Here is a 21,904-nt window from a genome sequence, read left to right on the forward strand (position 1 = left end):
GTAGTAGATGTAGCGGTACACCGTGTCGAGGTAGTTGTCGTACAACTGGGCGAACGCCTCGCCGTCCCCGTCCTGGGCGAGTTCGACCAGGGCCATGATGCGGCCCGCCTCGCCCTCGCGCGCGGTGCCGTAGCCCGACGACCCTCGGGCCGGGCGGGCGGGTTCGGTGGTGCCGGTACGGGCGGCGCGGCCGGCCACACCGGTGTACGCGCGTTCGCGGGCGGGCCCGGTGTCCGCGACGGCGGCGAGAACGAGGTGGTTGGGCCAGGGGTCGAGCGCGGCGACCACCGCCGCCCGAAGCGTCGCCAGCCCGGTCACGTCAACCCGGACGATTCGGTGCACGGGACTCCCTGTTGCGTCGGCATCATCATCGGCGTCATGACTTACTGTGCGGGGACGATCACCCATCGTAGGGACAATGGGGACTGCTGTGCGCCGATCGAGAATAACGCTTAGTAAAGGAAGGGATACCAAGTGTGCTCATCGGCGATGCGAAGCTACCCGCATGGCCAGCCGAAGTGTGCTGTTTGGGCCATTCCCGGGACGCGGTGACCGCCGAGTGCTATAAGCCGCACATCTCCGCGTGTTGGGCGTGTCAGGACATCGCGCGGCACGCGTGGACACGTGCGGACGCGCGCGAACACCCCCGCGCGTCCGGGTCCGCGGAGCGGAACGCACGGGAGAGGTCACACGAAGGGGCCGGTCGGCCGGACAGGTCACCCTGCCGAGTGCGGCCGACCGGCCGTGCGCGTCATTCGGTCAGGCGCGTGCCGTTCGGCTGCCCGCGTCGCTCGGCTGCCCGCGTCGCTCGGCCACCGTGCCGTTCAGCCGAGTGCGGCCCGTCGGCGTACGGCCGTTCCCGCCACGAGCGCCCCGGCGACCGCGCCGATGCCGGCCGCCGCGGGGATGCCGATCTTGGCGGCCTTGCGTCCGGTGCGGTAGTCCTTGACGCGCCAGCCGTGTTCCCGGGCGTGGCGGCGCAGCTTCGCGTCCGGGTTCACCGCGCAGGGGTCGCCGACCAGCGACAGCATCGGGATGTCGTTCGACGAGTCGCTGTACGCCGAGCAGTCCGCGAGATCGAGGTTCTCGTGCGCGGCGAGTCCGCGCACCGCCTCGGCTTTCGCCTCGCCGTGCAGCAACTCGCCGACCAGGCGCCCCGTGTAGACCCCGTCGCACGTCTCGGAGACGGTGCCGAGCGCGCCGGTCAGGCCGAGGCGGCCGGCGATCGTCCTGGCGATCTCGATCGGTGCGGCGGTGACCAGCCAGACCTGCCGGTCGGCGTCGAGGTGCATCTGGGCGAGCGCGCGCGTGCCCGGCCAGATCTTGTCGGCCATGTACTCGTCGAAGATCTCCTCGCCCAGGGCGGTGACTTCGTCGATCGAGTGGCCCTTGACGAACGAAAGCGCGGTCTCCTGCGCGTCGCCCACGTGGCCCATGTGCTCGCCGCCGAGCCGGAAGCGGGCCTGCTGCCAGCCGAAGCGGGCGATGTCGCGCTTGTCGAAGAACCGCCGCGCGTACAGGCCGCGGGCGAGGTGGAAGATCGACGCGCCGCGCATCACGGTGTTGTCGAGGTCGAAGAACGCCGCCCCGAGGACGGGCGGTTCCTCCGGTCCGGCGGTGTCCGCAGCACCGTCCGCGACGCCGGTCGCGTCCGCGCTTGTGAGGTCTGGCGGGCCCGCCGCGGCCCCGTCCGCGCTGCCGTTGAGCGTGCGGTCCGCGCGTCCCGCTATGTCGCGGGCGGCTGCGTCGGGGTGCGCCGAGGCATGGGCGGCCGCTGCCGCGGCCTCACCCGCCGTGACGGCGCGCGTCAGGGAAACATTTCGGACACTCCGTCGCAGCAGAGCCATATCGCGAGCGTAACGGCCTCGCGTTGCGACTGTGTGGCGGCGCCGTGGCGGTCTGTCGTCAAGCTCGCGTAATGCTTCTGATCCGGAGGTGCCCGGTCCGCAACGTGCGCGTGATCAATGGGCAAACAAGCGACGGAGGCGTGGGCCGGACGGAGGACAATCGAAGAGTGAGTCTTTTCCGACGGCGGGGTGCCGCCACACCGTCCGAGCGCCGGGTGACCATGTTGAGTCGCCCGGGCTGCCACCTGTGCGACGACGCGCGCGCGGTGATCGTGCGTGTCACCGGCGAGTTGGGCGTGCCCTTCGAGGAGGTGGACATCACGACCGACGCGAAGTTGGAGGAGGAGTACCGCGAGCAGATCCCGGTGACGTTCGTCGACGGTCGCCAGCACGATTTCTGGCGGGTCGACGAACGGCGACTGCGCGCTGCCCTCGCGTGAGCACGGGGTCACCACTTGTGATCGACTTCACAGAACTTCGCGGGAACCGTCGCGTGATGCATGTCACGGCGGGTGCACAAAACGGACACCAGCTTTGTGCACACGTTCACAAAAGCCTAACCTGGCATTCCGAAACCGCAGGTCCCACCCACAGGAGCACCGTGGCTACAGGCCGTACCGAGCGACCGGCGCACCGGGGACGCGGTATTCCCGAGGCGACGGTGGCGCGGCTTCCTCTGTACCTCCGGGCGCTGAGCGCGCTCTCGGAGCGCGGTGTCCCCACCGTGTCCTCCGAGGAACTCGCCGCCGCCGCCGGGGTCAACTCCGCGAAGCTGCGCAAGGACCTGTCGTACCTGGGGTCGTACGGCACGCGCGGCGTCGGCTACGACGTCGAGTACCTCGTCTACCAGATCTCCCGCGAACTCGGTCTGACGCAGGACTGGCCGGTCGCGATCATCGGCATCGGAAACCTGGGCCACGCGCTCGCCAACTACGGCGGGTTCGCGTCGCGCGGCTTCCGGGTCGCGGCGCTGCTGGACGCCGACCGCGCCGTGGCGGGCCAGCGCATAGCCGGGATGGTCGTGCGGCACATGGACGACCTCGAGCAGATCGTGCGCGACGACCACGTCTCCATCGGGGTCATCACCACTCCCGCGCCTGCCGCGCAGGGGGTGTGCGACCGCCTCGTGGCGGCCGGAATCACGAGCATCCTGAACTTCGCCCCGACCGTCCTCTCCGTCCCCGAGGGCGTCGATGTGCGCAAGGTCGATCTGTCGATAGAGCTGCAGATCCTGGCCTTCCACGAGCAGCGCAAGTCCACCAGCGACGGCGCTGCCCCCAACCTTCCCCCCGCCGCACCCGGCGCCGCGGCCTCCCGGGCCGGCGACGTGGGCGGCGACCTGCCCGAGGTGATGCCGGCGTGAACGCCCGGAGCACGTACGTCTGTTGCCAGGGGGCGACATGAACGAGCGCAGCGAGCGGAACAGCAGAGGGATGCGTTTCGCGAATGCGGCACCCTCGCGTACCGAGGAGGCCGCATGAGCGTCCTCGTCGTGGGGCTCAGCCATCGCACGGCCCCGGTCAGCCTGTTGGAGCGCGTCGCCGTGGCCGGCGACGGCCAGGCCAAGCTGCTCCAGGACATGGCCGCCGCGGAGCCGGTCGCCGAGGCGTTCCTGCTGTCGACGTGCAACCGCGTCGAGCTGTACGCCGACGTCGACCGCTTCCACGGTGGCGTCTCCGACCTGTCCGGGCTGCTGGCCCGGCACACCGGCGTACCCCTCGAAGAGCTGACCCCCCACCTGTACGTGCACTACGAAGAGCGGGCGGTCCACCACCTGTTCTCCGTGGCGTGCGGCCTCGACTCGATGGTGATCGGCGAGGGCCAGATCCTCGGCCAGCTCAAGACCTCCCTCGCGCTCGCCCAGGAGTACGACACGGCGGGCCGTGTCCTCAACGACCTCGTGCAGCAGGCGCTGCGGGTCGGCAAGCGCGCGCACAGCGAGACCGACATCGACCGTGCCGGCCAGTCGCTGGTGACCGTCGGCCTCGAACAGGCCGAGCTGGTCGGCGGGCACGTCGGCGGCACCCGCACCCTCGTGGTCGGCGCCGGCTCGATGAGCGCGCTCGCCGCGACGACGCTGCAGCGCCAGGGCGCGGGCACGATCCTCATCACCAACCGCACGTACGAGCGCGCCGAGCACCTGGCCGACCAGGTCGGCGGCCGGGCCGTGCCGATGGCCGCCCTCCAGGACGCGCTGACCTCCGCCGACCTGGTGATCTCGTGCACCGGCGCGACCGGCCTGGTGGTCACCGCGGCCGACATCGAGGCGGTCCTCGAAGCCCGCCGCGAGCGCGGCGTCGACCGTCCGCTCGTGCTGATCGACCTGGCGCTGCCGCGCGACGTGGACGCGCGGGTGCGCGACATGGACGGCGTGCACCTGATCGACCTCGAAGTCCTCGCGGACGTCGGCACCGGCGCGCACGGCACCGTCGACGTCGACGTCGTGCGGCGCCTGGTCGGCGACGAGGTGGCCGAGTTCGCGGCCGCGCAGCGCGCGCAGGCGGTGACCCCGACCGTGGTCGCTCTACGCGCGATGGCCGCCGATGTGGTGCGCGGGGAGCTGGAGCGACTGGCCGGGCGTACCCCCGACTTGGACGCGAAGGAGCGCGGCGAGGTCGAACTGACCATCCGCCGCATCGTGGACAAGCTGCTGCACGCTCCGACGGTGCGGGTCAAGCAGCTCGCGGGCGAGCCGGGCGGCGCGTCGTACGCCGAGGCGCTGCGCACGCTGTTCGACCTCGGCCCCGGCCCGATGGCCGCGGTCAGCCGTGCCGATGTCGGCGCGGACGCCGACATCGACGTCGCCCAGGTACTCGACGCGGACCTCTCGTCCGGTGCCTCCGCAGGAGAGGCAGGTGCGGCATGAGCGAGCGAATCGACAAGAAGGTGCGTTTCGCGGATGCGGCCGCCGTGCGAATCGAGGTGGCGGCATGAACACGGAGACCGCCCTGCGCCTCGGCACCCGCCGCAGCGCGCTGGCCATGGCCCAGTCCGGCCATGTGGCCGAGCAGCTCACGAAGTTGACGGGCCGTCAGGTTGAGCTGGTGGAGATCACCACGTACGGCGACACCTCGCGCGAGCACCTGGCGCAGATCGGCGGCACGGGCGTCTTCGTCTCCGCGCTGCGCGACGCGCTCCTGGACGGGAGCATCGACTTCGCGGTCCACTCGCTCAAGGACCTGCCGACCGCGACGCCCGACGAGTTCGCGCTCGCCGCGGTGCCGCCGCGCCACGACCCGCGCGACGCCCTCGTGGCCCGCGACGGGCTGACGCTGGGCGAGCTGCCGGCCGGCTCGCGCATCGGCACCGGATCGCCGCGCCGGGCCGCGCAGTTGCTCGCGCTCGGCCTCGGCCACGAGATCGTGCCGATCCGCGGCAACGTCGACACCCGCATCGGGTACGTCACCTCCGGTGAGCTCGACGCGGTCGTCCTCGCCAAGGCGGGCCTGGCCCGCCTCGGCCGTGCGGACGAGGCCACCGAGGTCCTCGACCCGCTCCAAATGCTGCCGGCCCCCGGTCAGGGGGCTCTGGCCGTCGAGTGCAAGTCTTCGGACCCCGCACTCGTCGAACTGCTCGCCGTGCTCGACGACCCGGACACCCGGGCCGCCGTGCTCGCCGAGCGCATGCTGCTCGCCGAACTGGAGGCCGGTTGCTCGGCTCCGGTGGGCGCTCTCGCGGACGTGTCCGTGGGAGAGTCCGACGGCGAGGAGGTCACCGAGCTGTACCTGCGGGCGGTCGTCGCCAACGGCGACGGATCCCACAGCGTACGGTTGTCCGCCACCGGACCCCTGGACGAGGCGGCGTCTCTAGGCCGAGAGCTGGCCAAGGAGATGCTTGCCCGGGGTGCCGCCGGTCTTATGGGGGAGCGCGTCCCTTGAGCCCCAGAGCGAAGAAGAAGCCAAGCGGAACCGTCACCTTCGTCGGTGCGGGCCCCGGCGATCCCCGACTCCTGACCCTGCGCGCCGTCGAGGTGCTGGCCGAGGCCGACGTCGTCGTCGCCGACGCGGCCACGCGTGCCCAGGTGCTGTTCCACTGCCGTGCCGACGTCGAGGTCGTCGACCCCGCGGGTGCCGAGGACGGTGAGCCGCTCGCGGCCGCCGGCCGGGCGAAGCTGATCGTCACGGCGGCCCGTGCAGGCCGCGCCGTGGTGCGCACCGTGGACGGCGACCCGGTTGTGGACCACGGCGTCGTCGACGAGATCACCGCCGTCGCCAAGGCGAAGGTGCCGTTCGAGGTCGTCCCCGGGGTACCGGTGTCGACCGCGGTCCCGGCGTACGCCGGTGTGCCGCTGACCGGCCCCCGCGCGGGCGGCGGGGTACGCGTGCTCGACACCGCGGAGCCGTCCGTGGACTGGGCGACCGTCGGCGCGACCGACGGCACGCTCGTGCTGCGTGGCGCGGTGGACCAGATCGCCGAGATCGCGCAGGAGCTCGTCGCGGGCGGACGCAAGCCGGCCACCCCGGTGGCGGTGACGACCCAGGGCACGACGACCGAGCAGCGCACCATCTGCTCGACGCTGGCCGCGGTCGCCGCCGACCTCAAGGCCGCGCGCGTCACGCTCCCGGCCGTCATAGTCGTCGGCGAGGTCGTGGGCCAGCGGGACATCCTGTCCTGGTTCGAGACCAAGCCGCTCTTCGGCTGGCGGGTCCTGGTGCCGCGCACCAAGGAGCAGTCGGCCTCGCTGTCCGAGCAGTTGCGCTCGTACGGTGCGGTGCCGCACGAGGTGCCGACCATCGCGGTCGAGCCGCCGCGTACCCCGCAGCAGATGGAGCGGGCCATCAAGGGCCTGGTCACCGGACGCTACGAGTGGGTCGCGTTCACCTCGACCAACGCCGTCAAGGCGGTACGCGAGCGCTTCGAGGAGTACGGGCTCGACGCGCGCGCCTTCGCGGGCATCAAGGTGGCCGCGGTCGGCGAGCAGACCGCCCGCGCGCTCATCGACTTCGGCGTCAAGCCGGACCTGGTCCCGTCGGGCGAGCAGTCCGCGGCCGGGCTCCTGGAGGACTGGCCGCCGTACGACCCGGTCTTCGACCCGATCGACCGCGTCTTCCTGCCGCGCGCCGACATCGCCACCGAGACACTGGTGGCCGGTCTGGTGGAACTCGGCTGGGAGGTCGACGACGTCACGGCCTACCGCACCGTCCGGGCGGCGCCCCCGCCCGCGGACACCCGCGAGGCGATCAAGGGCGGCGGCTTCGACGCCGTGCTCTTCACGTCGTCCTCGACGGTCCGCAACCTGGTCGGCATCGCGGGCAAGCCGCACGCGGTGACGGTCATCGCGTGCATCGGCTCGGCGACCGCCAAGACCGCGGAGGAGCACGGCCTGCGGGTCGACGTGATGGCCCCCGAGCCGTCGGTCGCCGCCCTCGCCGAGGCCCTCGCGGAATTCGGCGCGGCCCGCCGCGCCTCACTCATCGAAGCAGGCGAACCGGTGACGAAGCCCAGCGAGCGCCGTCCCGGATCGCGGAGGAAGGCGAAGTAACCCATGTCTGACGCGCTGTCAGGGTCCGGCGGGTTCCCTCTGGTTCGACCGAGGAGGCTGCGCCGGACCCCGGCGGTGCGCCGACTGGTCGCGGAGACCCGGCTGCACCCGGCCGACCTGATCCTGCCGCTCTTCGTACGCGAGGGCGCCACCGAGCCGGTGCCGATCTCCTCGATGCCCGGCGTCGTCCAGCACACCCGCGACACGCTGCGCAAAGCCGCTCACGAGGCCGTCTCGGCCGGTGTGGGCGGCTTGATGCTGTTCGGGATCCCGTCGGCGAAGGACGCCTGCGGCAGCGCCGGCACCGACCCGGACGGGATCCTCCAGGTCGCCCTGCGCGACGTCGCGGCCGAAGTCGGCGACGACACGGTGATCATGTCGGACCTGTGCCTCGACGAGTTCACCGACCACGGCCACTGCGGCGTGCTGCGCGAGGACGGCACCGTCGACAACGACGCCACCCTCGACCGGTACGCGGAGATGGCCGTCGTGCAGGCCGAGGCGGGCGCCCACATGCTCGGCCCGAGCGGCATGATGGACGGTCAGGTCGCGCACGTACGCCGGGCGTTGGACGCCGCCGGCCACACGGACGTGTCGATCCTCGCGTACAGCGCCAAGTACGCGAGCGGCTTCTACGGCCCCTTCCGCGAGGCCGTCGAGTCCACGCTGCAGGGCGACCGCATGAGCTACCAGCAGGACCCGGCCAATGCCGACGAGTCCCTGCGCGAGGTGCTGCTCGACATCGCCGAGGGCGCCGACATGGTGATGGTGAAGCCCGCGATGTCGTACCTCGACATCGTGCGGCGCATCGCCGACGAGGTCCATGTCCCGGTCGCCGCGTACCAGGTGAGCGGCGAGTACGCGATGGTCGAGGCCGCCGCCGCCAACGGCTGGATCGACCGCGACCGGGTGATCCTGGAGACCCTCACCGGCATCCGCCGCGCGGGCGCGACCAGCATCCTCACCTACTGGGCCGCCGAGGTCGCGCGCAAGCTCCGCTGACCCGCGAGCCGCCACGGGGCGTGCGTCACAAGCTGCTTCGAGCCGCGCGTCGCGAGACGCGCCGAAGTGCGCGTCGCGCGCCTTGGATGGCGAACCGTGCCGTGCGGCAAACCCGCCGAACGTAAAGAACATCCTTGGCTATGAGGTTGCGGGTGTCTCACTGTGCAGTCGTTTTCCTATCATGCGAAACGCTCCTGTAGGACGACGAAGGATCGGGCGACCGCATGACGGACGGGATCCGAGGATCATGGTTCCGGGACAGGCGAAACCTCCGGTGGAGCGCGCAGCAGGCGGACCTTGACTCCCAGGTCCTGAGAGACGCCCTGCACACGGCAGTTGGCGGAGTGCGGCGGGTATTGCGGGACACCCCGCCCGAGTGGCGCGCGAGCGGGGCCTACAGCCGCGTGCTCTGCCAACTCGCGGGACACGGTGTGGTGGTCGGCCTGCGCGACGGACTCCTGGACGTACCAGTGCAGTTGCCCCGGCCCCCGGATCACGGGCAGGCCTGGGCCTCCCGTACGATCCTGCACCGCATGGTGCGCGAGCTTGCGATCGACGAGGCCCTGCGCGGGCTGCTCGGGGACCTGTCGGACGTCGTCGGCGACGACGGGCTCGACGACGTGATGGCCGAGGCGGGTCTCCTGGGGGCCGACACGGTGTGGCGTACCCGGGTCGCCGAACCGCTGGAAAAACTGGACGCATTGTGGGCCACTGCCACGCGCGCGGTGCTGTGTCGGGAACCGTCCGGCGAACTCCTTTGGCAGCTGGACATGTTGCTGCCGTCCTCGGTGGGCGCGAATGCGGTGCCACAGTCGCCGGGTGACTTCCTGGAGGCCCTGCATGCCCGGGTCACCGAAGGGGACATCGCCTGGGGTGCCATCGAAGGCCCTTATGAACAAGGGAAGTTGGGCGCGGCGCTGGTCGACGGGCAGCCCCCGGCGGCAACCGCGGAGAACCCGTGGCTGACGAACGCCACCGCGGCCGCGGACATCTCGGCCGCGGACATCTCTGTCGCGGACATCTCGGTCGCGTCGACGTCCGCCACGGAGCCCGCGCACTTGCCGGTTGCGGCGGACCAGGCGGTTCCGGCGGATCAGGCCGGTCCGTTCTCGGCGACTGCCGCCGCCACGAGGGTCGTGGCGCTCTTCTGGGACTGGACGCGGGGGCTGTGCCTGCGCCTGCACGCGTGCGTGGTCTCGGGTCTCATGCCCGTCGCGGCGTCGATCTACTGGGAGGCCGTGGCGCGGGCACTGGCTCTGTTCGCCCCTGCTGCCCCTGCGCCCCCCGCGGCACCTGCCCCCGCTTCCGTCACCGCCACTTCCGCCACTTCCGCCGCCCCTGCCGCTCCCGTCGACGAACGCGCCGAAGCCGAGACGCCGCTGCCCCTCCCGGCCCCGCGCGCCGCTTCCGTCGACGCTCCCGCTGCCGACCTTCCCCCTGCCGACCTTCCCGCAGGCGACCCGGCTGCCGTTGACACCGCTGCCGTCGACCCGGCCGGCGTCGACGCTCCGTCCGTCCGCATCCCCGCCGTCGGGACCCCGGCCGCGCCCCGGTTGGTCGATCCCTTCCCGTCGGCGCCGCCCGCGTCCGCTCCGCCGCCGCCACCGGAGAAGGATCGAACACCGCTGCCCGCGAAGGGAGTTCCGGCACCCGCCGAAGCGGCGGCGCCGTCCGGACCGCCGAGGCCGACCGCCGAGGTGCGTGCGCCCGAGACCGCCGGATCGCGTTTGTCCGTCCCGGACTCGGCATCGGTGAACACGGACCTCCGGGACATGATCGACACGATTGCCCGGACCATGTCCCCGATCGCCGCCGCGGCCGACCGGTCCCGGCGCTCGGTCCGCCGGGCGTGACAGCGGGCGTGACAACCGGCGGCGAGCCGAGTGCCGCCGCCGACCGCGGTACGTCAGGCGTTGCCGATCGGGCGGGGCTGCAACCGCGCCCGGTCCGCGGCCGCCTTGCCGTGGATCCAGCCTTCCTCGTCGCGGATCCGGACCCGGTGCGTCGTCAGGTTCGGGAACATCTCCTCGGCGGCCTCGCGTACGGCGACGTCCCGGGCGGCAAGCACCGGCAGGAGCGCGTCGTCGGAGCCGGCCGGGCTTGCCGCGCCGTCGGCGTCGACCCGCCCCGCGCCTGCTCCGGCCGCCGCCTCACGGGCGGCTTCGCGTTCGGCCCGCAGGGCGGCCGCCGAGAGGCGCTCGCCGATGCGGCCCGCGTACGCAATGAGGAACGACTGCCGGAAGTCGCGTGAGCCCGACCGATTGCGCCCGCCGCGCGAGCGGCCTCCGGCGCGCGTCATCGCCGCGGTCGCCTGCACGAGCAGCGACGTGTAGAGGAGTTCGACCGCGTCGACGTCGGTGTCGAAGCCGATGACCGTGGAGAAGCCGAAGTCGGGGGACCAGACCGTACGGCAGCGGTTCGCCTCGGCGACCGCGTCCAGCAGCATCGCCTTGGCCTCGTCGTAGGGCGCGTCCACGCCGACCCGGACGGCGGTGGGCCGTACGCCGGGTCCCGCACCGGGGCCGGCCGCGAGCAAGGCCTCGTCGATGCTGTGCCGGGCCATGAGTTCCTGGGCCTTGGCGGACAGCGCCTCGGCCTCCTCGGGGAACTCGGTCGACTCCGCCTTGGCGAGCAGCGCGCGGATGCGTCCGAGCATGCGCGGCGGCTCGGCGCCGGTTCCGCGGCCGTTCGCGGCGGCCGGATCGGCGCCGTGCCGCGGCCCCGGTTCGGCGGCCTCGGCGTGCAGCGGCACGATGCCCGGGAGGCGGGCGAGCACCCGCAGGACTTCGAGCACGTAGCCGGCACAGGTGAAGCGGGTCACATTCATCCGTGCGGCCAGTCCGGGCAGGTATGTGTCGTCGCCGTCCCACCACACGTCCGCGTCCAGCTCGCGTATCTGCCGCTGCCACCGGGGTCCGCCCGCGGCCGCGGACTCGCGGCGCTGCGCCGCGGCGACGACGTCGACGGCGATGCGGACGTGCCGGTCGGCCGGGCGCTCGTCGGCGAAGGCGCGGTCCACCATGCGTACGACGTCGGCGGGCTGCCATCCGCGGGCCCAGCAGCCGGCCGCGACACGTTCCGCGAGGGCGAGGTACGCCCTGCTCATGTCCGGCCACCGCGCGGCCGACTCGGCCAGCCGGGACGCCCCGGAGTCGACCGCGAGCTGCACGGCGTCCTCGTCGGGCGCGCCGATGAGGCCGTGCAGGATCTCGTCCAGGAGTGCGGAGGGCATCCGTCCATTGTCCGGTACGCGGCGGCAACCGCGGTCCGCCGAGTCGGCGCACCCCGCGTGCGCGGCCGGTCGGTGCGGTTCCCGGACAAGGCGGGTGACCTTGATCGTCCGGCACGGCATGATGCCCGCTACGCCATCCGCCCCGGCCGCGTTCCGTCGCAGGCCGGTCCCACGGCCTCACCGGGGGTCCCTCTTGCTGTGCCCTGACTGCGGCGCCGAGTCCGCATTTGCGACCCGCTGCACCGACTGCGGAGCGCCGCTGCCCGGCCCGGTCGACCCGCGGCCGCCGACCTCCGACGGCTGGCAGTTGTGGCGGATCAAGCCGCTCGTCCGCCTGGCGGTCGTGCTGTACGTCCTGCTCGGCGCCACCGTGATCGCCTTCGCCGTCTCCGCCGCGGCGTACCTCCACCGGGCCGAGCGCGTGGACGATTTCTTCCACGGCGACCCGAAGGCCAGGTCGTTCGGCGACCTGAAGGCGATGGCCGCGGCGGACGACTTCGTCGTCGTGAGCACGACGGTCTCCACGGTCGCGCTGGCGGTGACGGGGGCCGTTTTCATCGCCTGGTTCCACCGGGCCCGGCGGAACGTGATGTGGATGGGACCGGACCGCCCGCGGCTGGGCCCGGGCTGGTCGGTCGGCGGATGGTTCTGCCCGGTGGTGAACCTGTGGTTCCCGGCGCGTATCGCGCACGACATCTGGACGGGGAGCCACGGGGCGCGGGGCGCCCGGCAGACCGGCGGTCCGGTCGGACGCACGGTCCTGATCACATGTTGGTGGGTTCCGTTCGTCCTCGCCGTGTCCGTGGACCGGCTCGTCGCGGGGTTCGGGGCGGTCGCCGACCGGTTCCACATCCTCCCGTTCGACGACGGCACCGACGGGTTCCTGCTGTGGAGCCGGATCGCGGCGGCGTCGGGGCTGCTCATGGTGGTCGCCGGCGCGTTCGCGATCCCCCTGGTGCACCGCGTCACCGCGCTCCAGACGGAGCGGACCCGGCAGTTGTGGGCGACGCACGGGTCGCCGCCGCGATGGCGTACGACCGCCGCGGCCTCGATCGCGCCTCTCCCGAGGTCCCCGTGGGCCGAGGCAGCGCGGGACTGAGCCCACTGCGGGGCCCGGAAATCGCGCGTGACCTTGCTACCCCGACGCGGCATGATGCGCGCTACACGAACCGGCCGCTTCCTGCCGCGGCCCGTCTCATGCCATTTCGGGGGGTTCATTTGTTGTGCCCGGATTGCGGTGCGACCTCGACGCTTTCCACGCGTTGCACGAACTGCGGGAGACCCGCGGCCGGTCCGGGCGCCGACCCGTGCCGGCCCGGCGGCGGTGCCGACGACCGCGCCGACGACCACCGAGGCGACCGCCCGGACGACCGCCCGGACGACCGCGACGAAGCCGCCTGGAGCTTCGCGGAGGACCGCGGTGACGACTCGTGGCGGTCGCCAGCGGACACGGTCGGCACACTCGAGTCCGCCAAGGCGGCCCGCGCCGCCTGGGACACCGCCCCGCCGGCCCCGGCCGCCCAGGGCTGGCAGCTGTGGCAGCTCAAGTCCGTCGGCGGCCTGGCGATCGCGTTGTACGCACTGCTCGCGGCCTCGATGGCGGCCTCGGCGGCCGTCGCCGTGGCGAGTTTCCGGCGGGCGTCGCTGGTCGGGGACCTGCGCGACGCCGATCCGTTCGACGTCGATCCATTCAGCGGCGAACTGGGCGGCGTGAGCCTGGACGAGTTGGCGTCGGCGGACGACTTCGTCCTCGTCGCCTCGGGGCTCGACATGATCGTGTTCATCGCCACGGCCGTGGTGTTCGTCGTCTGGTTCTTCCGTGCCCGGAAGAACGTCGAGATGTTCGGGTTGCACCGGCCGCGGCTCGGCCGCGGGTGGGCGATCGGCGGATGGATCTGCCCGGTGGTCAACATGTGGTTCCCGGCGCGGATCGCCAGTGATCTGTGGAAGGGCAGCGACGCGTCCAAGGGCGCCGCCGACATCGGCAACCCGTTCGGCCGCGTCACGCTGATCGCCAGTTGGTGGGTGGCGTTCTCGGTGGCCACCGTGATCAACCGGGTCGGCACAGCTCGCGCCCGCGACGGCTACAGCCAGGACGACACCGGGTCGCTCGACGACGTCATCGCGTCGGACCGCCTCGGCGCGATCGCGGGCGTGCTCTTTGTGATCGCCGGAGTCTTCGCGATCCTGCTGGTGCGCCGCATCACCGCGCTCCAGAACGAGCGCACCGGGCAACTGTGGGCGATGAGCGGGCCGCAGGCGATGTGGGGTGCGCCGCCGACGTCCGGCGGCTTCCCGGTCCCGGCGCCGCCGCAGGCCCCGCTGCCGCCGAGCTCCGAGCCCTCGGCGCAGCCCGGGCAGCCCGCGCAGCCCGGGCGGCCCGCGCAGCCCGGGCGGCCCGCACTGTCCGAGGCGTCGAACTCGCAGCCCGGGCAGCCCCCGCAGCCCTCACAGCCCGAGCCGCAGTCCTGACGACCGTTCGCCGACAGCAGGACGCCGCCGATGTCCAACTGCTCAGACGTCGGCCGCCGTACCGTCCCCGCACTTGCCGCGCCGGGCGTCGCGCGGCGAGCGTGCGGCGGTGTCGACGTACACGGTCCCGTCGACCGTCACCACCGGGTACGTCCGCAGCGCGCGGCAGGAGAACTCGCCCGACGACTTGCCCGTGTCGACCCGGAAGACGGTCCGGTGCGACGGGCACGTCACCGAGTCGCCGGAGACCTTGCCGCGGGACAGCAGGGCGCCCGCGTGCGGGCAGCGGTCCTCGAACGCGTGCACGGTGCCCCCGTGCCGCAGCACCGCGATCGGCGGCCGGTCGTGCACGCGCCGTGCGGCGCCCTCCGGCACGTCGGAGAGCGGCCCCACGCGTACGGCCCCGTCGGGGACCGCGGCGGGTGCGGCCGCCGCGTGCGTGGTGCCGGAGCGGTCCCGGCGGAACGGCACCTTCATACCGGGCAGGGTAGGCATACCTCATCGGGAATGACAGGCGATCGGTGATCGAATTCACCCGCGTGACCTCGCCCACCCTTCCGGCGCGGACCTCTTCTGACGTACCGTCAGGTCGGCATGTTGTGCCCGTCGTGCAGGCGCGGAAAACAGCGGCCGGGTTGGCGAACCATCTCACGTGGAGGGCACGTGTCTGATCCGATCTACGACGCCAGGACGCTCTGGGAGCTGGTCGAGCGCCGTGCCGCGGCGTCGCCGGACACCCCGATGCTGCTCGACCCGGAGGACCGCAAGGTCACCTTCGGCGAGTTCAAGGCGTGGGCGGAGCGGGTCGCGGCCGGCTACCACGCTCTGGGGATCACCGCCGGCACGCGTGTGACCTGGCAGCTGCCGACCCGCATCGAGTCGATCGTCGCGGCCACCGCGCTCGCGCGCCTCGGTGCCGTGCAGAACCCGATCATCCCCTTCTACCGGGAGAAGGAGGTCGGCTTCTGCCTCCGGCAGACCGACGCCGAGTACTACATCACCCCGGGCACCTGGAAGGGCTTCGACTTCGTCGCGATGGGCGAGGCGCTGGCCAAGGAAGTGCCGGGCGGCCTCACCGTGTTGACCGCGTACGACAACCTCCCCGAGGGCGACCCGGCCACGCTCCCGCCGGCCCCGGCCGACGGCGACGGGGTGCGCTGGCTGTACTACACGTCCGGCACGACGTCCGACCCGAAGGGCGTGCAGCACACCGACGGCACGCTCATCGCGGGCGGCATCGGGCTGGCCAAGGCGCTCGACATGTCGGAGACCGACGTCGGCTCGATCGCGTTCCCGTACGCGCACATCGCCGGCCCCGACTACGTCAACACGCTGCTGATCACCGGCTTTCCGGCGGTCATCATCGAGACGTTCGACCCGGCCGGGGTCATCCCGGTGTACGCGCGCCTCGGCGTCACCATGGTCGGCGGCTCCACCGCGTTCTACGTCGCGTTCCTGAACGAGCAGCGCAAGCAGCCGGGCGTCAAGATCATCCCGACGCTGCGCATCGTCTCGGGCGGCGGCGCGCCCAAGCCGCCGGAGCTGTTCCGCGAGGTCGTCGACGAGATGCAGGCGGTGCTGTGCCACGGGTACGGCATGACCGAGTGCCCGATGATCGCGCAGGGCGGCCCGAACGACTCCGAGGACCAGCTCACGTACAGCGAGGGCAAACCGGTCTTCGGCATCGAGGTCCGCATCGTCCGCGCCGACGGCACGCTCGCCGGCCCCGACGAGGAGGGCGAGGTCCGGCTGCGCGGCCCGATGGTGTTCAAGGGCTACACCGACCCGGAGCTGACGAAGGACGCGTTCGACGCGGACGGCTTCTACCACACGGGTGACCTGGGCAAGCTGCGTGCCGACGGCCACCTGTCGCTCACCGGGCGGCTCAAGGACGTCATCATCCGCAAGGGCGAGAACATCTCCGCGCGGGAGATCGAGGACCTGCTCTTCGCGCACCCGAAGGTCGCGGACGTCGCGGTCGTGGGGCTGAACGACCGCGAGCGCGGCGAGCGCGTGTGCGCGGTGGTCGAGCGCCAGCCGGGCGAACCGGACCTGGAGTTCGCGGAGATGGTGCAGTACCTGAAGGACGCGGGCCTGATGGTGATGAAGGTCCCGGAGCAGTTGGAGATCGTGGACTCGCTGCCGCGCAACGAGACGCTGCGCAAGGTGCTGAAGTTCAAGATCCGCGACGAGTACAACGCCAAGCCCTGGGCGCCGCAGAGGTAGTTGCCGACGTCTGCGGCCGGGGACGCACGTTCACGCGAGTTGCCGCGACCGGACACGACGGGACGCAACGGGAGGCGCCGAGAGGCGCCGGGAGGCGCCGAAACGCGACGAGGGGCGCCGCGCGCGAGCGCGGCGCCCCTCGTCGATGTCCGGGCCGGTGGACGGAAGATCGTCCCTTATGTCCGGCTCATCAGGTGCGCCAGGCGGCGGCCACGGCCTCCGTCGTCGTGATGGTCGCCACAGCGCTCAGCGTGTTGGCGAGCACCGCTTCGGCGTATTCGGGAGGGAATCCCGCCACCGCGTCGCGCGGGACCACGAACTGGAATCCGGCGTTCACCGCGTCCATCGCGAAGTTGACCATGCCCACGTTGAGCGACACGCCGACCCCCACGACGGTGGTCACGCCGAGGTTCCGCAGCACCGACGCAAGACCGGTATCGGCCATTGGCCCCAGTCCGTGATACCTCGTCAGAACCAGGTCGGAAGGCGCCACTTCGATACCGTCCGCGACCTCCGCGGCCGCCGATCCGGGCGTGAGCTGCACGGATGCCTTGGCCGCGGCGCCGAACATGCGCGCGTTCCGGTTCGCGCCCTGCGCGTCCTCGCGGCGCAGCGCGAGGCAGTGCAGCACCGGGACGCCCGCCGACCGGGCCGCACGGCACAGTTGGTCGATGGCCGGAATCAGACCCTGGGTCTGCTCCGCCAAAGCCGGGAAGACGGCGTTCTTTCCGATCACCCCGTTCTGGCATTCCTGGGTGACCAGCGCGGTCGTGCCCGGGGCGAGCAACGTGCCCGGATCAAGTGCCATGTGAGTCTCCTGACTGACCATCGGCTTGCTGTTGCCTGCGGGGAGAGATTACGCTAAATCTGACGGTCCATCAGATTCAGTCCGTAGCGGTCCATCAGATTCAGTCCGTAGGAGGGGCCGATGAGCGCCAACCTGCCCGAGCAGGACGCCACCGAGTCCGGCAACAGCTTCGGGGAACTCCCGAAGATCATCAGTGTCGATGACCACGTCATCGAACCGGCGCACCTGTTCGAGCGTTGGCTGCCGGCCAAGTACCAAGACCGGGGTCCCAAGCACGTCCAGACGGGTATCGGGCAGCTCGAGTACACCGGTGCCAGCTACAAGATCACGACCGACCCCGACGGCCCGCTCGCGGACTGGTGGTTCTACGAGGACCTGCGCTTCCCGTACAAGCGGAACATCGCGGCCGTCGGCTTCAGCCGCGACCAGATGACCCTTGAGGGCATCACGCGCGAGGAGATGCGCCCGGGTCTGTACGACCCCAAGGAGCGCCTCAAGGACATGGACCTCAACCATGTCGAGGCCTCCCTGTGCTTCCCGACTTTCCCGCGCTTCTGCGGCCAGACCTTCTCCGAGGCGAAGGACAAGGAGGTCGCGCTCGCGTGCGTCCGGGCGTACAACGACTGGATGGTCGAGGAGTGGTGCGGTGACTCGGGCGGCCGCCTGATCCCGCTGATCATCATCCCGCTGTGGGACGTCGACCTCGCCGTCGCGGAGATCATCCGCAACGCCGACCGCGGCGTGCACGCGGTGTGCTTCTCGGAGATCCCGGCGTTCCTGGGCCTGCCGAGCATCCACACCGGCTACTGGGACCCGTTCTTCCGCATCTGCGAGGAGCGCGAGGTCACCATCAACATGCACATCGGGTCGTCCTCGACGATGCCGGCCGCGTCCCCGGACGCGCCCGCCGCCGTGCAGGCCAGCCTCAGCTTCAACAACGCGATGGCGTCGATGGCGGACTTCATCTTCGCCGGCATCCCCGCCCGCTACCCGCGCCTCAAGCTGGCGTACTCCGAGGGCCAGATGGGCTGGATCCCGTACGCGCTGGAGCGCATGGACGACGTGTGGGAGGAGCACCGCGCGTGGGCCGGCGTCGGCGACGGCCTGCCCGAGCGCCCGTCGTTCTACTTCCACCAGAACATGTTCGCCTGCTTCTTCCGCGACCAGCACGGGGTCAACTCGCTCGATGTCATCGGCGTGGACAACGTGACGTTCGAGACCGACTACCCGCACGTCGACTCGACCTGGCCGCACACCAAGAAGGTCGCCGAGGAGCACCTCGCGGGGCTCGACGCGGGCACGGTCTACAAGATCATCCGCGGCAACGCGATCCGCATGCTCAACCTGGACCACGACAAGTAGGTCCGGTGGGGCCGTCGTCGACGGCCCCGCATTCTCGGGCGGCCCACCACGACGCGGAAGCGAAGCGTCCGGTGGGCCGTCTCCGGGTATTTGACTAGTCGTCATTTGATTGGCCGTCAGATCTAGACTCCAGGGCGAAACCGGACCAGGGGTACTTCAAAAGGGGTAGAGGCGTGGGTATCTGCGAGGGACGCGTTGTCATCGTCACCGGTGCGGGGGGCGGCATCGGACGCGAGCACGCACTGGCGTTCGCCCGCGAGGGCGCGCACGTCGTCGTCAACGACATCGGCGCGTCGCGGCAGGGCGACGGCCGCTCGCCCGGCCCGGCCCAGCAGGTCGTCGACGAGATCGAGGCGATGGGCGGCAAGGCCGTGATCAACGCCGACGACGTCGCCGACTGGGAGGGCGCCGCGCGCCTGGTACAGACCGCGATCGACACCTTCGGCCGCCTCGACGTGCTGGTCAACAACGCGGGCTTCCTGCGCGACCGCATGCTCGTCTCGCTCGGCGAGGACGAGTGGGACGCGGTCGTCCGGGTCCACCTCAAGGGCCACTTCGCGACCATGCGGCACGCCGCCGCGTACTGGCGCGCGGAGGCCAAGGCCGGCAACCCGGTCGACGGCCGCATCATCAACACCAGCTCGGGCGCGGGCCTCATGGGCTCCGTCGGCCAGGGCAACTACGCCGCCGCCAAGGGCGGCATCCTCACCCTGACGCAGATCGCCGCCGTCGAGTTCGGCCGCTACGGCGTCACGGTCAACGCGATCGCCCCCGCCGCCCGCACCCGCATGACGGAGGAGGCCATGCCCGACATGGTCGCCGCCCCGACCGACGGCTCGTTCGACTTCTACGACCCCGCGAACGTCTCGCCGCTGGTCGTCTGGCTCGGCTCCGCCGAGTCCAAGGACGTCAACGGCCGGGTCTTCGAGGTCGAGGGCGACAAGGTCTCGGTCGCGGTCGGCTGGCAGCACGGCCCCGAGGCCAAGGCCGGACGCCGCTGGAACCCGGGGGAGCTCGGCCCCGTCGTCGCGAAGCTGATCGACGAGGCCCCGACCCCCACGCCGGTCTACGGCGCCTGAGCGCCGCCGCAGTCGAGCTGTCGAGAAGGGGCCAGGACCATGGACCTGAGGTACACCGAAGCGGAGGAGAGCTTCCGCGCCGAGCTGCGCGCGTGGCTCGACGAGGCGCTGCCCAAACTGCCGGCCAAGCCGGACCGCAACGACTGGCCGGGGCGCCGCGCGTACGACACGACGTGGCAGCGCATGCTCTTCGACGCCGGGTACGCCGGCATCCACTGGCCCGTCGAGGCCGGCGGCAAGGGCGCGACCCCGACCGAGCACCTGATCTTCCTGGAGGAGACCGAGCGTGCCGGGGCGCCGTACGTCGGCGCCAACTTCGTCGGCCTGCTGCACGCCGGCCCGACGATCAATGCGGCCGGCAGCGAGGAGCAGCGCCGCAAGTACCTGCCGGGCATCCTGTCCGGCGACGACGTGTGGTGCCAGGGCTTCTCCGAACCGGGCGCGGGCTCCGACCTCGCGTCGCTGCGCACGCGCGCGGTGCGCGACGGCGACGACTACGTCATCAACGGGTCGAAGATCTGGACCTCGCACGCCGAGGTCGCGGACTACTGCGAAATGCTCGTGCGCACCGACCCGAACGCGCCCAAGCACAAGGGCATCACCTGGCTGATCGTCCCGATGGACACCCCCGGCATCACGATCCGTCCGCTGGAGACGGTGATGGGGACCTCGGAGTTCGCCGAGGTGTTCTTCGACGACGTGCGCGTGCCGGTCGCCAACCGCGTGGGCGAGGAGAACGACGGCTGGCGCGTCACCATGGTGACCCTGTCGTTCGAGCGCGGCACGGCGTTCGTGAGCGAGGTCGTCGCGTGCCAGCGCCTGCTGCACGAACTGGCCGAGCTGGCCAAGAAGGTCACCCGCCGCGACGCCACCGCCTGGGACGACATCGCGCTGCGCCGTGAACTGGGGCACCTCACCGCCGAGTTCGAGGCGCTGTGGGCGCTCACCAAGTGGAACGTCTCGGAGGCCGCCCGCTCCGGCGTACCCGGCATCGGCGGCTCGGTGTTCAAGCTGCGCTTCTCCGAGACCAAGCAGAAGGTGTACGAGCTGGCCCACCGCCTCCTCGACCGCGCCGCGCTGGTCGTCGAGGACGTGGCGGGGCTGCCGAGCGGCGACCTGATGGACGAGCGGTTGTCGTCGCTGTCGTACACGATCGCGGCCGGCACCTCGCAGATCCAGCGCAACATCGTCGGGGAGCGCATCCTCGGCCTGCCGAAGGAGCGCTGATGGACTTTCAGCTGAGCGAGGACCAGCGCGACCTGGCCACCGGCGTACGCGAGTTCTGCGAAGGCCGGTTCGACCGCGACCGCATGCGCGACCTGGTGGACAAGAACCGCGTCGCCGGCATGGTCGACAAGAAGCTGTGGGCGGAGCTCGCCGAGACGGGCTTCTTCTCGCTGCGCGTCGCGGAGGACGAGGGCGGCGTGGGCCTCGGCACGGCCGAGGCCGCGCTCGTGTACGAGGAGGCCGGCCGCGCGCTCCTCCCCGGGCCGCTCGTCGCGACCCACCTGGCCGCCTCCCTGGGCGGCGAGGCGGCCGCGGGCCTGGCCGCGGGTGCCGCGTCCGGCGAACTGGTCGTGGGGCTCGTGGCGGGCGACGCGTCGCCGATCCTGGTCGAGCACCTGGACGCCCTCGACGTCCTGCTCGTCCTCGACGACGACGGCATCCGCCGCGTCTCGCCCTCGTCGGTGGCCGGAACCCCGGTCCGCACGCCGATGGACCCGTTCACCCCGCTGCACCACGTCGAGGCGCTGCCCGAGGGCGAGTTGATCGCCGACGCCGAGACGGCGGCGCGGTTCCGCCGGGAGGGCGCGGTGCTCACCGCCGCCGTGCAGCTGGGCATCGCGGGCAAGTTGACCGAGCTGTCGACGCAGTACGCCAAGGAGCGTGAGCAGTTCGGCCGCATCATCGGCAGCTTCCAGGCGGTCAAGCACCTGTGCGCGGACATGCTGGTGCGTACCGAGATCGCCCGTGCGGCGGTGTACGCGGCGGCTGTCACGCTGGACGACCCGGTCGTGGGCGACGCCGCCGTGGCGGTGCCCACCGCCAAGCTGATGGCGGACGACGCGGCCACCCGCAACGGCAAGGACGCCACCCAGGTGCACGGCGGCATGGGCTTCACCTGGGAGGTCGACGTCCACCTGTACCTCAAGCGGGCCTGGGTCCACGCCACCCAGTTCGGCTCCGCCGAGGACAACGAAGAGGCGCTGGCGCTCACGCTGTAGTCGGCCGCGCCTCGCGATCGTGCGGGCAGGGGTCGACGGACGATCGTCCGTCGACCCCTGACGGGGGGTCGCCCCCGGCCGTGTCGCGAGGGGCGTTTTCCGGCCGCGCGACGCGGCGCCGGTGACGCGTTCTTGACGGTTGGTCAGGTCGGCCGCCAAGATCACCGCG

18 protein-coding genes and 1 pseudogene are annotated in these 21,904 nt (G+C 71.8%); 14 read left to right on the top strand and 5 right to left on the bottom strand.

Going from position 1 to position 21,904, the window contains the following annotated elements; genetic code table 11:
• Window positions 1–342: pseudogene (locus AB0C36_RS32960) on the bottom strand (ECF subfamily RNA polymerase sigma factor, BldN family); the annotation flags it as partial.
• 482 nt (window positions 343–824) lie between these two features.
• The gene (locus AB0C36_RS32965) at window positions 825–1,847 is read right to left on the bottom strand and encodes an HAD family hydrolase (RefSeq protein ID WP_358361462.1); all 1,023 of its coding nucleotides are present in this window, start codon (window positions 1,845–1,847) and stop codon (window positions 825–827) included.
• A 167-nt stretch (window positions 1,848–2,014) separates the two neighbouring features.
• On the opposite strand from AB0C36_RS32965, the gene AB0C36_RS32970 reads away from it, so the two are divergent.
• The 7 genes from AB0C36_RS32970 to AB0C36_RS33000 all read left to right on the top strand — a co-directional run bounded on the left by AB0C36_RS32970 (window position 2,015) and on the right by AB0C36_RS33000 (window position 10,184).
• Entirely contained in the window at window positions 2,015–2,287 is a 273-nt protein-coding gene (locus AB0C36_RS32970) for a glutaredoxin family protein (protein ID WP_358361464.1), read from the top strand.
• Between the two features lie 161 nt (window positions 2,288–2,448).
• A complete protein-coding gene (locus tag AB0C36_RS32975; protein WP_358361467.1) occupies window positions 2,449–3,210 on the top strand; it encodes a redox-sensing transcriptional repressor Rex in 762 nt (253 codons plus the stop codon).
• 114 nt (window positions 3,211–3,324) lie between these two features.
• Window positions 3,325–4,713: a glutamyl-tRNA reductase gene (locus AB0C36_RS32980; RefSeq protein WP_358361470.1), complete on the top strand. Its 1,389-nt coding sequence runs from the start codon at window positions 3,325–3,327 to the stop codon at window positions 4,711–4,713.
• 64 nt (window positions 4,714–4,777) lie between these two features.
• Window positions 4,778–5,725 carry a hydroxymethylbilane synthase gene (gene hemC / locus AB0C36_RS32985; RefSeq protein ID WP_358361472.1) on the top strand — a complete coding sequence of 316 codons (948 nt, stop codon included), beginning with the start codon at window positions 4,778–4,780 and terminating at the stop codon, window positions 5,723–5,725.
• On the top strand, window positions 5,722–7,329 hold the full coding sequence (locus AB0C36_RS32990) for a bifunctional uroporphyrinogen-III C-methyltransferase/uroporphyrinogen-III synthase (RefSeq protein WP_358361473.1): 1,608 nt from the start codon (window positions 5,722–5,724) through the stop codon (window positions 7,327–7,329). Before hemC ends, AB0C36_RS32990 begins: the two co-directional genes overlap by 4 nt.
• 3 nt (window positions 7,330–7,332) lie before the next feature.
• The gene (gene hemB / locus AB0C36_RS32995; RefSeq protein WP_435839166.1) at window positions 7,333–8,331 is read left to right on the top strand and encodes a porphobilinogen synthase; all 999 of its coding nucleotides are present in this window, start codon (window positions 7,333–7,335) and stop codon (window positions 8,329–8,331) included.
• Between the two features lie 356 nt (window positions 8,332–8,687).
• Entirely contained in the window at window positions 8,688–10,184 is a 1,497-nt protein-coding gene (locus AB0C36_RS33000) for a hypothetical protein (protein ID WP_358361475.1), read from the top strand.
• Window positions 10,185–10,237: 53 nt separating this feature from the next.
• Here AB0C36_RS33000 and AB0C36_RS33005 read toward each other — a convergent pair whose 3' ends face one another.
• Entirely contained in the window at window positions 10,238–11,563 is a 1,326-nt protein-coding gene (locus tag AB0C36_RS33005; RefSeq protein WP_358361477.1) for a DUF2786 domain-containing protein, read from the bottom strand.
• Between the two features lie 193 nt (window positions 11,564–11,756).
• On the opposite strand from AB0C36_RS33005, the gene AB0C36_RS33010 reads away from it, so the two are divergent.
• On the top strand, window positions 11,757–12,662 hold the full coding sequence (locus AB0C36_RS33010) for a DUF4328 domain-containing protein (protein ID WP_358361479.1): 906 nt from the start codon (window positions 11,757–11,759) through the stop codon (window positions 12,660–12,662).
• Between the two features lie 119 nt (window positions 12,663–12,781).
• The gene (locus AB0C36_RS33015) at window positions 12,782–14,035 is read left to right on the top strand and encodes a DUF4328 domain-containing protein (RefSeq protein WP_358361481.1); all 1,254 of its coding nucleotides are present in this window, start codon (window positions 12,782–12,784) and stop codon (window positions 14,033–14,035) included.
• A 42-nt stretch (window positions 14,036–14,077) separates the two neighbouring features.
• On the opposite strand, the gene AB0C36_RS33020 is transcribed toward AB0C36_RS33015, so the two are convergent.
• Complete coding sequence (locus tag AB0C36_RS33020) at window positions 14,078–14,512, bottom strand: Rieske (2Fe-2S) protein (protein WP_358361484.1); 435 nt, start codon at window positions 14,510–14,512, stop codon at window positions 14,078–14,080.
• A gap of 186 nt (window positions 14,513–14,698) precedes the next feature.
• Between AB0C36_RS33020 and AB0C36_RS33025 the strand changes: the two genes are divergently transcribed.
• Window positions 14,699–16,261, top strand: coding sequence for a class I adenylate-forming enzyme family protein (locus AB0C36_RS33025; RefSeq protein WP_358361486.1), 1,563 nt, complete (start codon window positions 14,699–14,701; stop codon window positions 16,259–16,261).
• A 190-nt stretch (window positions 16,262–16,451) separates the two neighbouring features.
• On the opposite strand, the gene AB0C36_RS33030 is transcribed toward AB0C36_RS33025, so the two are convergent.
• Complete coding sequence (locus AB0C36_RS33030; RefSeq protein ID WP_358361489.1) at window positions 16,452–17,069, bottom strand: isochorismatase family protein; 618 nt, start codon at window positions 17,067–17,069, stop codon at window positions 16,452–16,454.
• Between the two features lie 120 nt (window positions 17,070–17,189).
• Between AB0C36_RS33030 and AB0C36_RS33035 the strand changes: the two genes are divergently transcribed.
• The 4 genes from AB0C36_RS33035 (at window position 17,190) to AB0C36_RS33050 (ending at window position 21,735) form a co-directional block, all read left to right on the top strand.
• Window positions 17,190–18,431: an amidohydrolase family protein gene (locus tag AB0C36_RS33035; RefSeq protein WP_358361492.1), complete on the top strand. Its 1,242-nt coding sequence runs from the start codon at window positions 17,190–17,192 to the stop codon at window positions 18,429–18,431.
• 173 nt (window positions 18,432–18,604) lie between these two features.
• Window positions 18,605–19,510 (top strand): SDR family oxidoreductase, encoded by a 906-nt coding sequence (locus AB0C36_RS33040; protein WP_358361494.1) that lies wholly within the window; start codon window positions 18,605–18,607, stop codon window positions 19,508–19,510.
• Between the two features lie 39 nt (window positions 19,511–19,549).
• On the top strand, window positions 19,550–20,737 hold the full coding sequence (locus AB0C36_RS33045) for an acyl-CoA dehydrogenase (RefSeq protein WP_358361497.1): 1,188 nt from the start codon (window positions 19,550–19,552) through the stop codon (window positions 20,735–20,737).
• Window positions 20,737–21,735: an acyl-CoA dehydrogenase family protein gene (locus AB0C36_RS33050; RefSeq protein WP_358361500.1), complete on the top strand. Its 999-nt coding sequence runs from the start codon at window positions 20,737–20,739 to the stop codon at window positions 21,733–21,735. The genes AB0C36_RS33045 and AB0C36_RS33050 overlap by 1 nt, the downstream gene beginning before the upstream one ends.
• Window positions 21,736–21,904: the final 169 nt, after the last annotated feature.

This window comes from Streptodolium elevatio (assembly GCF_040649515.1).
GTDB classification, from domain to species: Bacteria; Actinomycetota; Actinomycetes; order Streptomycetales; family Streptomycetaceae; genus Yinghuangia; species Yinghuangia elevatio.

Bases quoted from the DNA above. Each gene is read 5' to 3' on its own strand.
- AB0C36_RS33035 (WP_358361492.1), top strand. From the start codon at position 17,190: ATGAGCGCCAACCTGCCCGAGCAGGACGCCACCGAGTCCGGCAACAGC.
- AB0C36_RS33005 (WP_358361477.1), bottom strand. From the start codon at position 11,563: ATGCCCTCCGCACTCCTGGACGAGATCCTGCACGGCCTCATCGGCGCG.
- hemB (WP_435839166.1), top strand. From the start codon at position 7,333: ATGTCTGACGCGCTGTCAGGGTCCGGCGGGTTCCCTCTGGTTCGACCG.
- hemC (WP_358361472.1), top strand. From the start codon at position 4,778: ATGAACACGGAGACCGCCCTGCGCCTCGGCACCCGCCGCAGCGCGCTG.
- AB0C36_RS33020 (WP_358361484.1), bottom strand. From the start codon at position 14,512: ATGAAGGTGCCGTTCCGCCGGGACCGCTCCGGCACCACGCACGCGGCG.
- AB0C36_RS33045 (WP_358361497.1), top strand. From the start codon at position 19,550: ATGGACCTGAGGTACACCGAAGCGGAGGAGAGCTTCCGCGCCGAGCTG.
- AB0C36_RS32965 (WP_358361462.1), bottom strand. From the start codon at position 1,847: ATGGCTCTGCTGCGACGGAGTGTCCGAAATGTTTCCCTGACGCGCGCC.
- AB0C36_RS33030 (WP_358361489.1), bottom strand. From the start codon at position 17,069: ATGGCACTTGATCCGGGCACGTTGCTCGCCCCGGGCACGACCGCGCTG.
- AB0C36_RS33050 (WP_358361500.1), top strand. From the start codon at position 20,737: ATGGACTTTCAGCTGAGCGAGGACCAGCGCGACCTGGCCACCGGCGTA.
- AB0C36_RS32980 (WP_358361470.1), top strand. From the start codon at position 3,325: ATGAGCGTCCTCGTCGTGGGGCTCAGCCATCGCACGGCCCCGGTCAGC.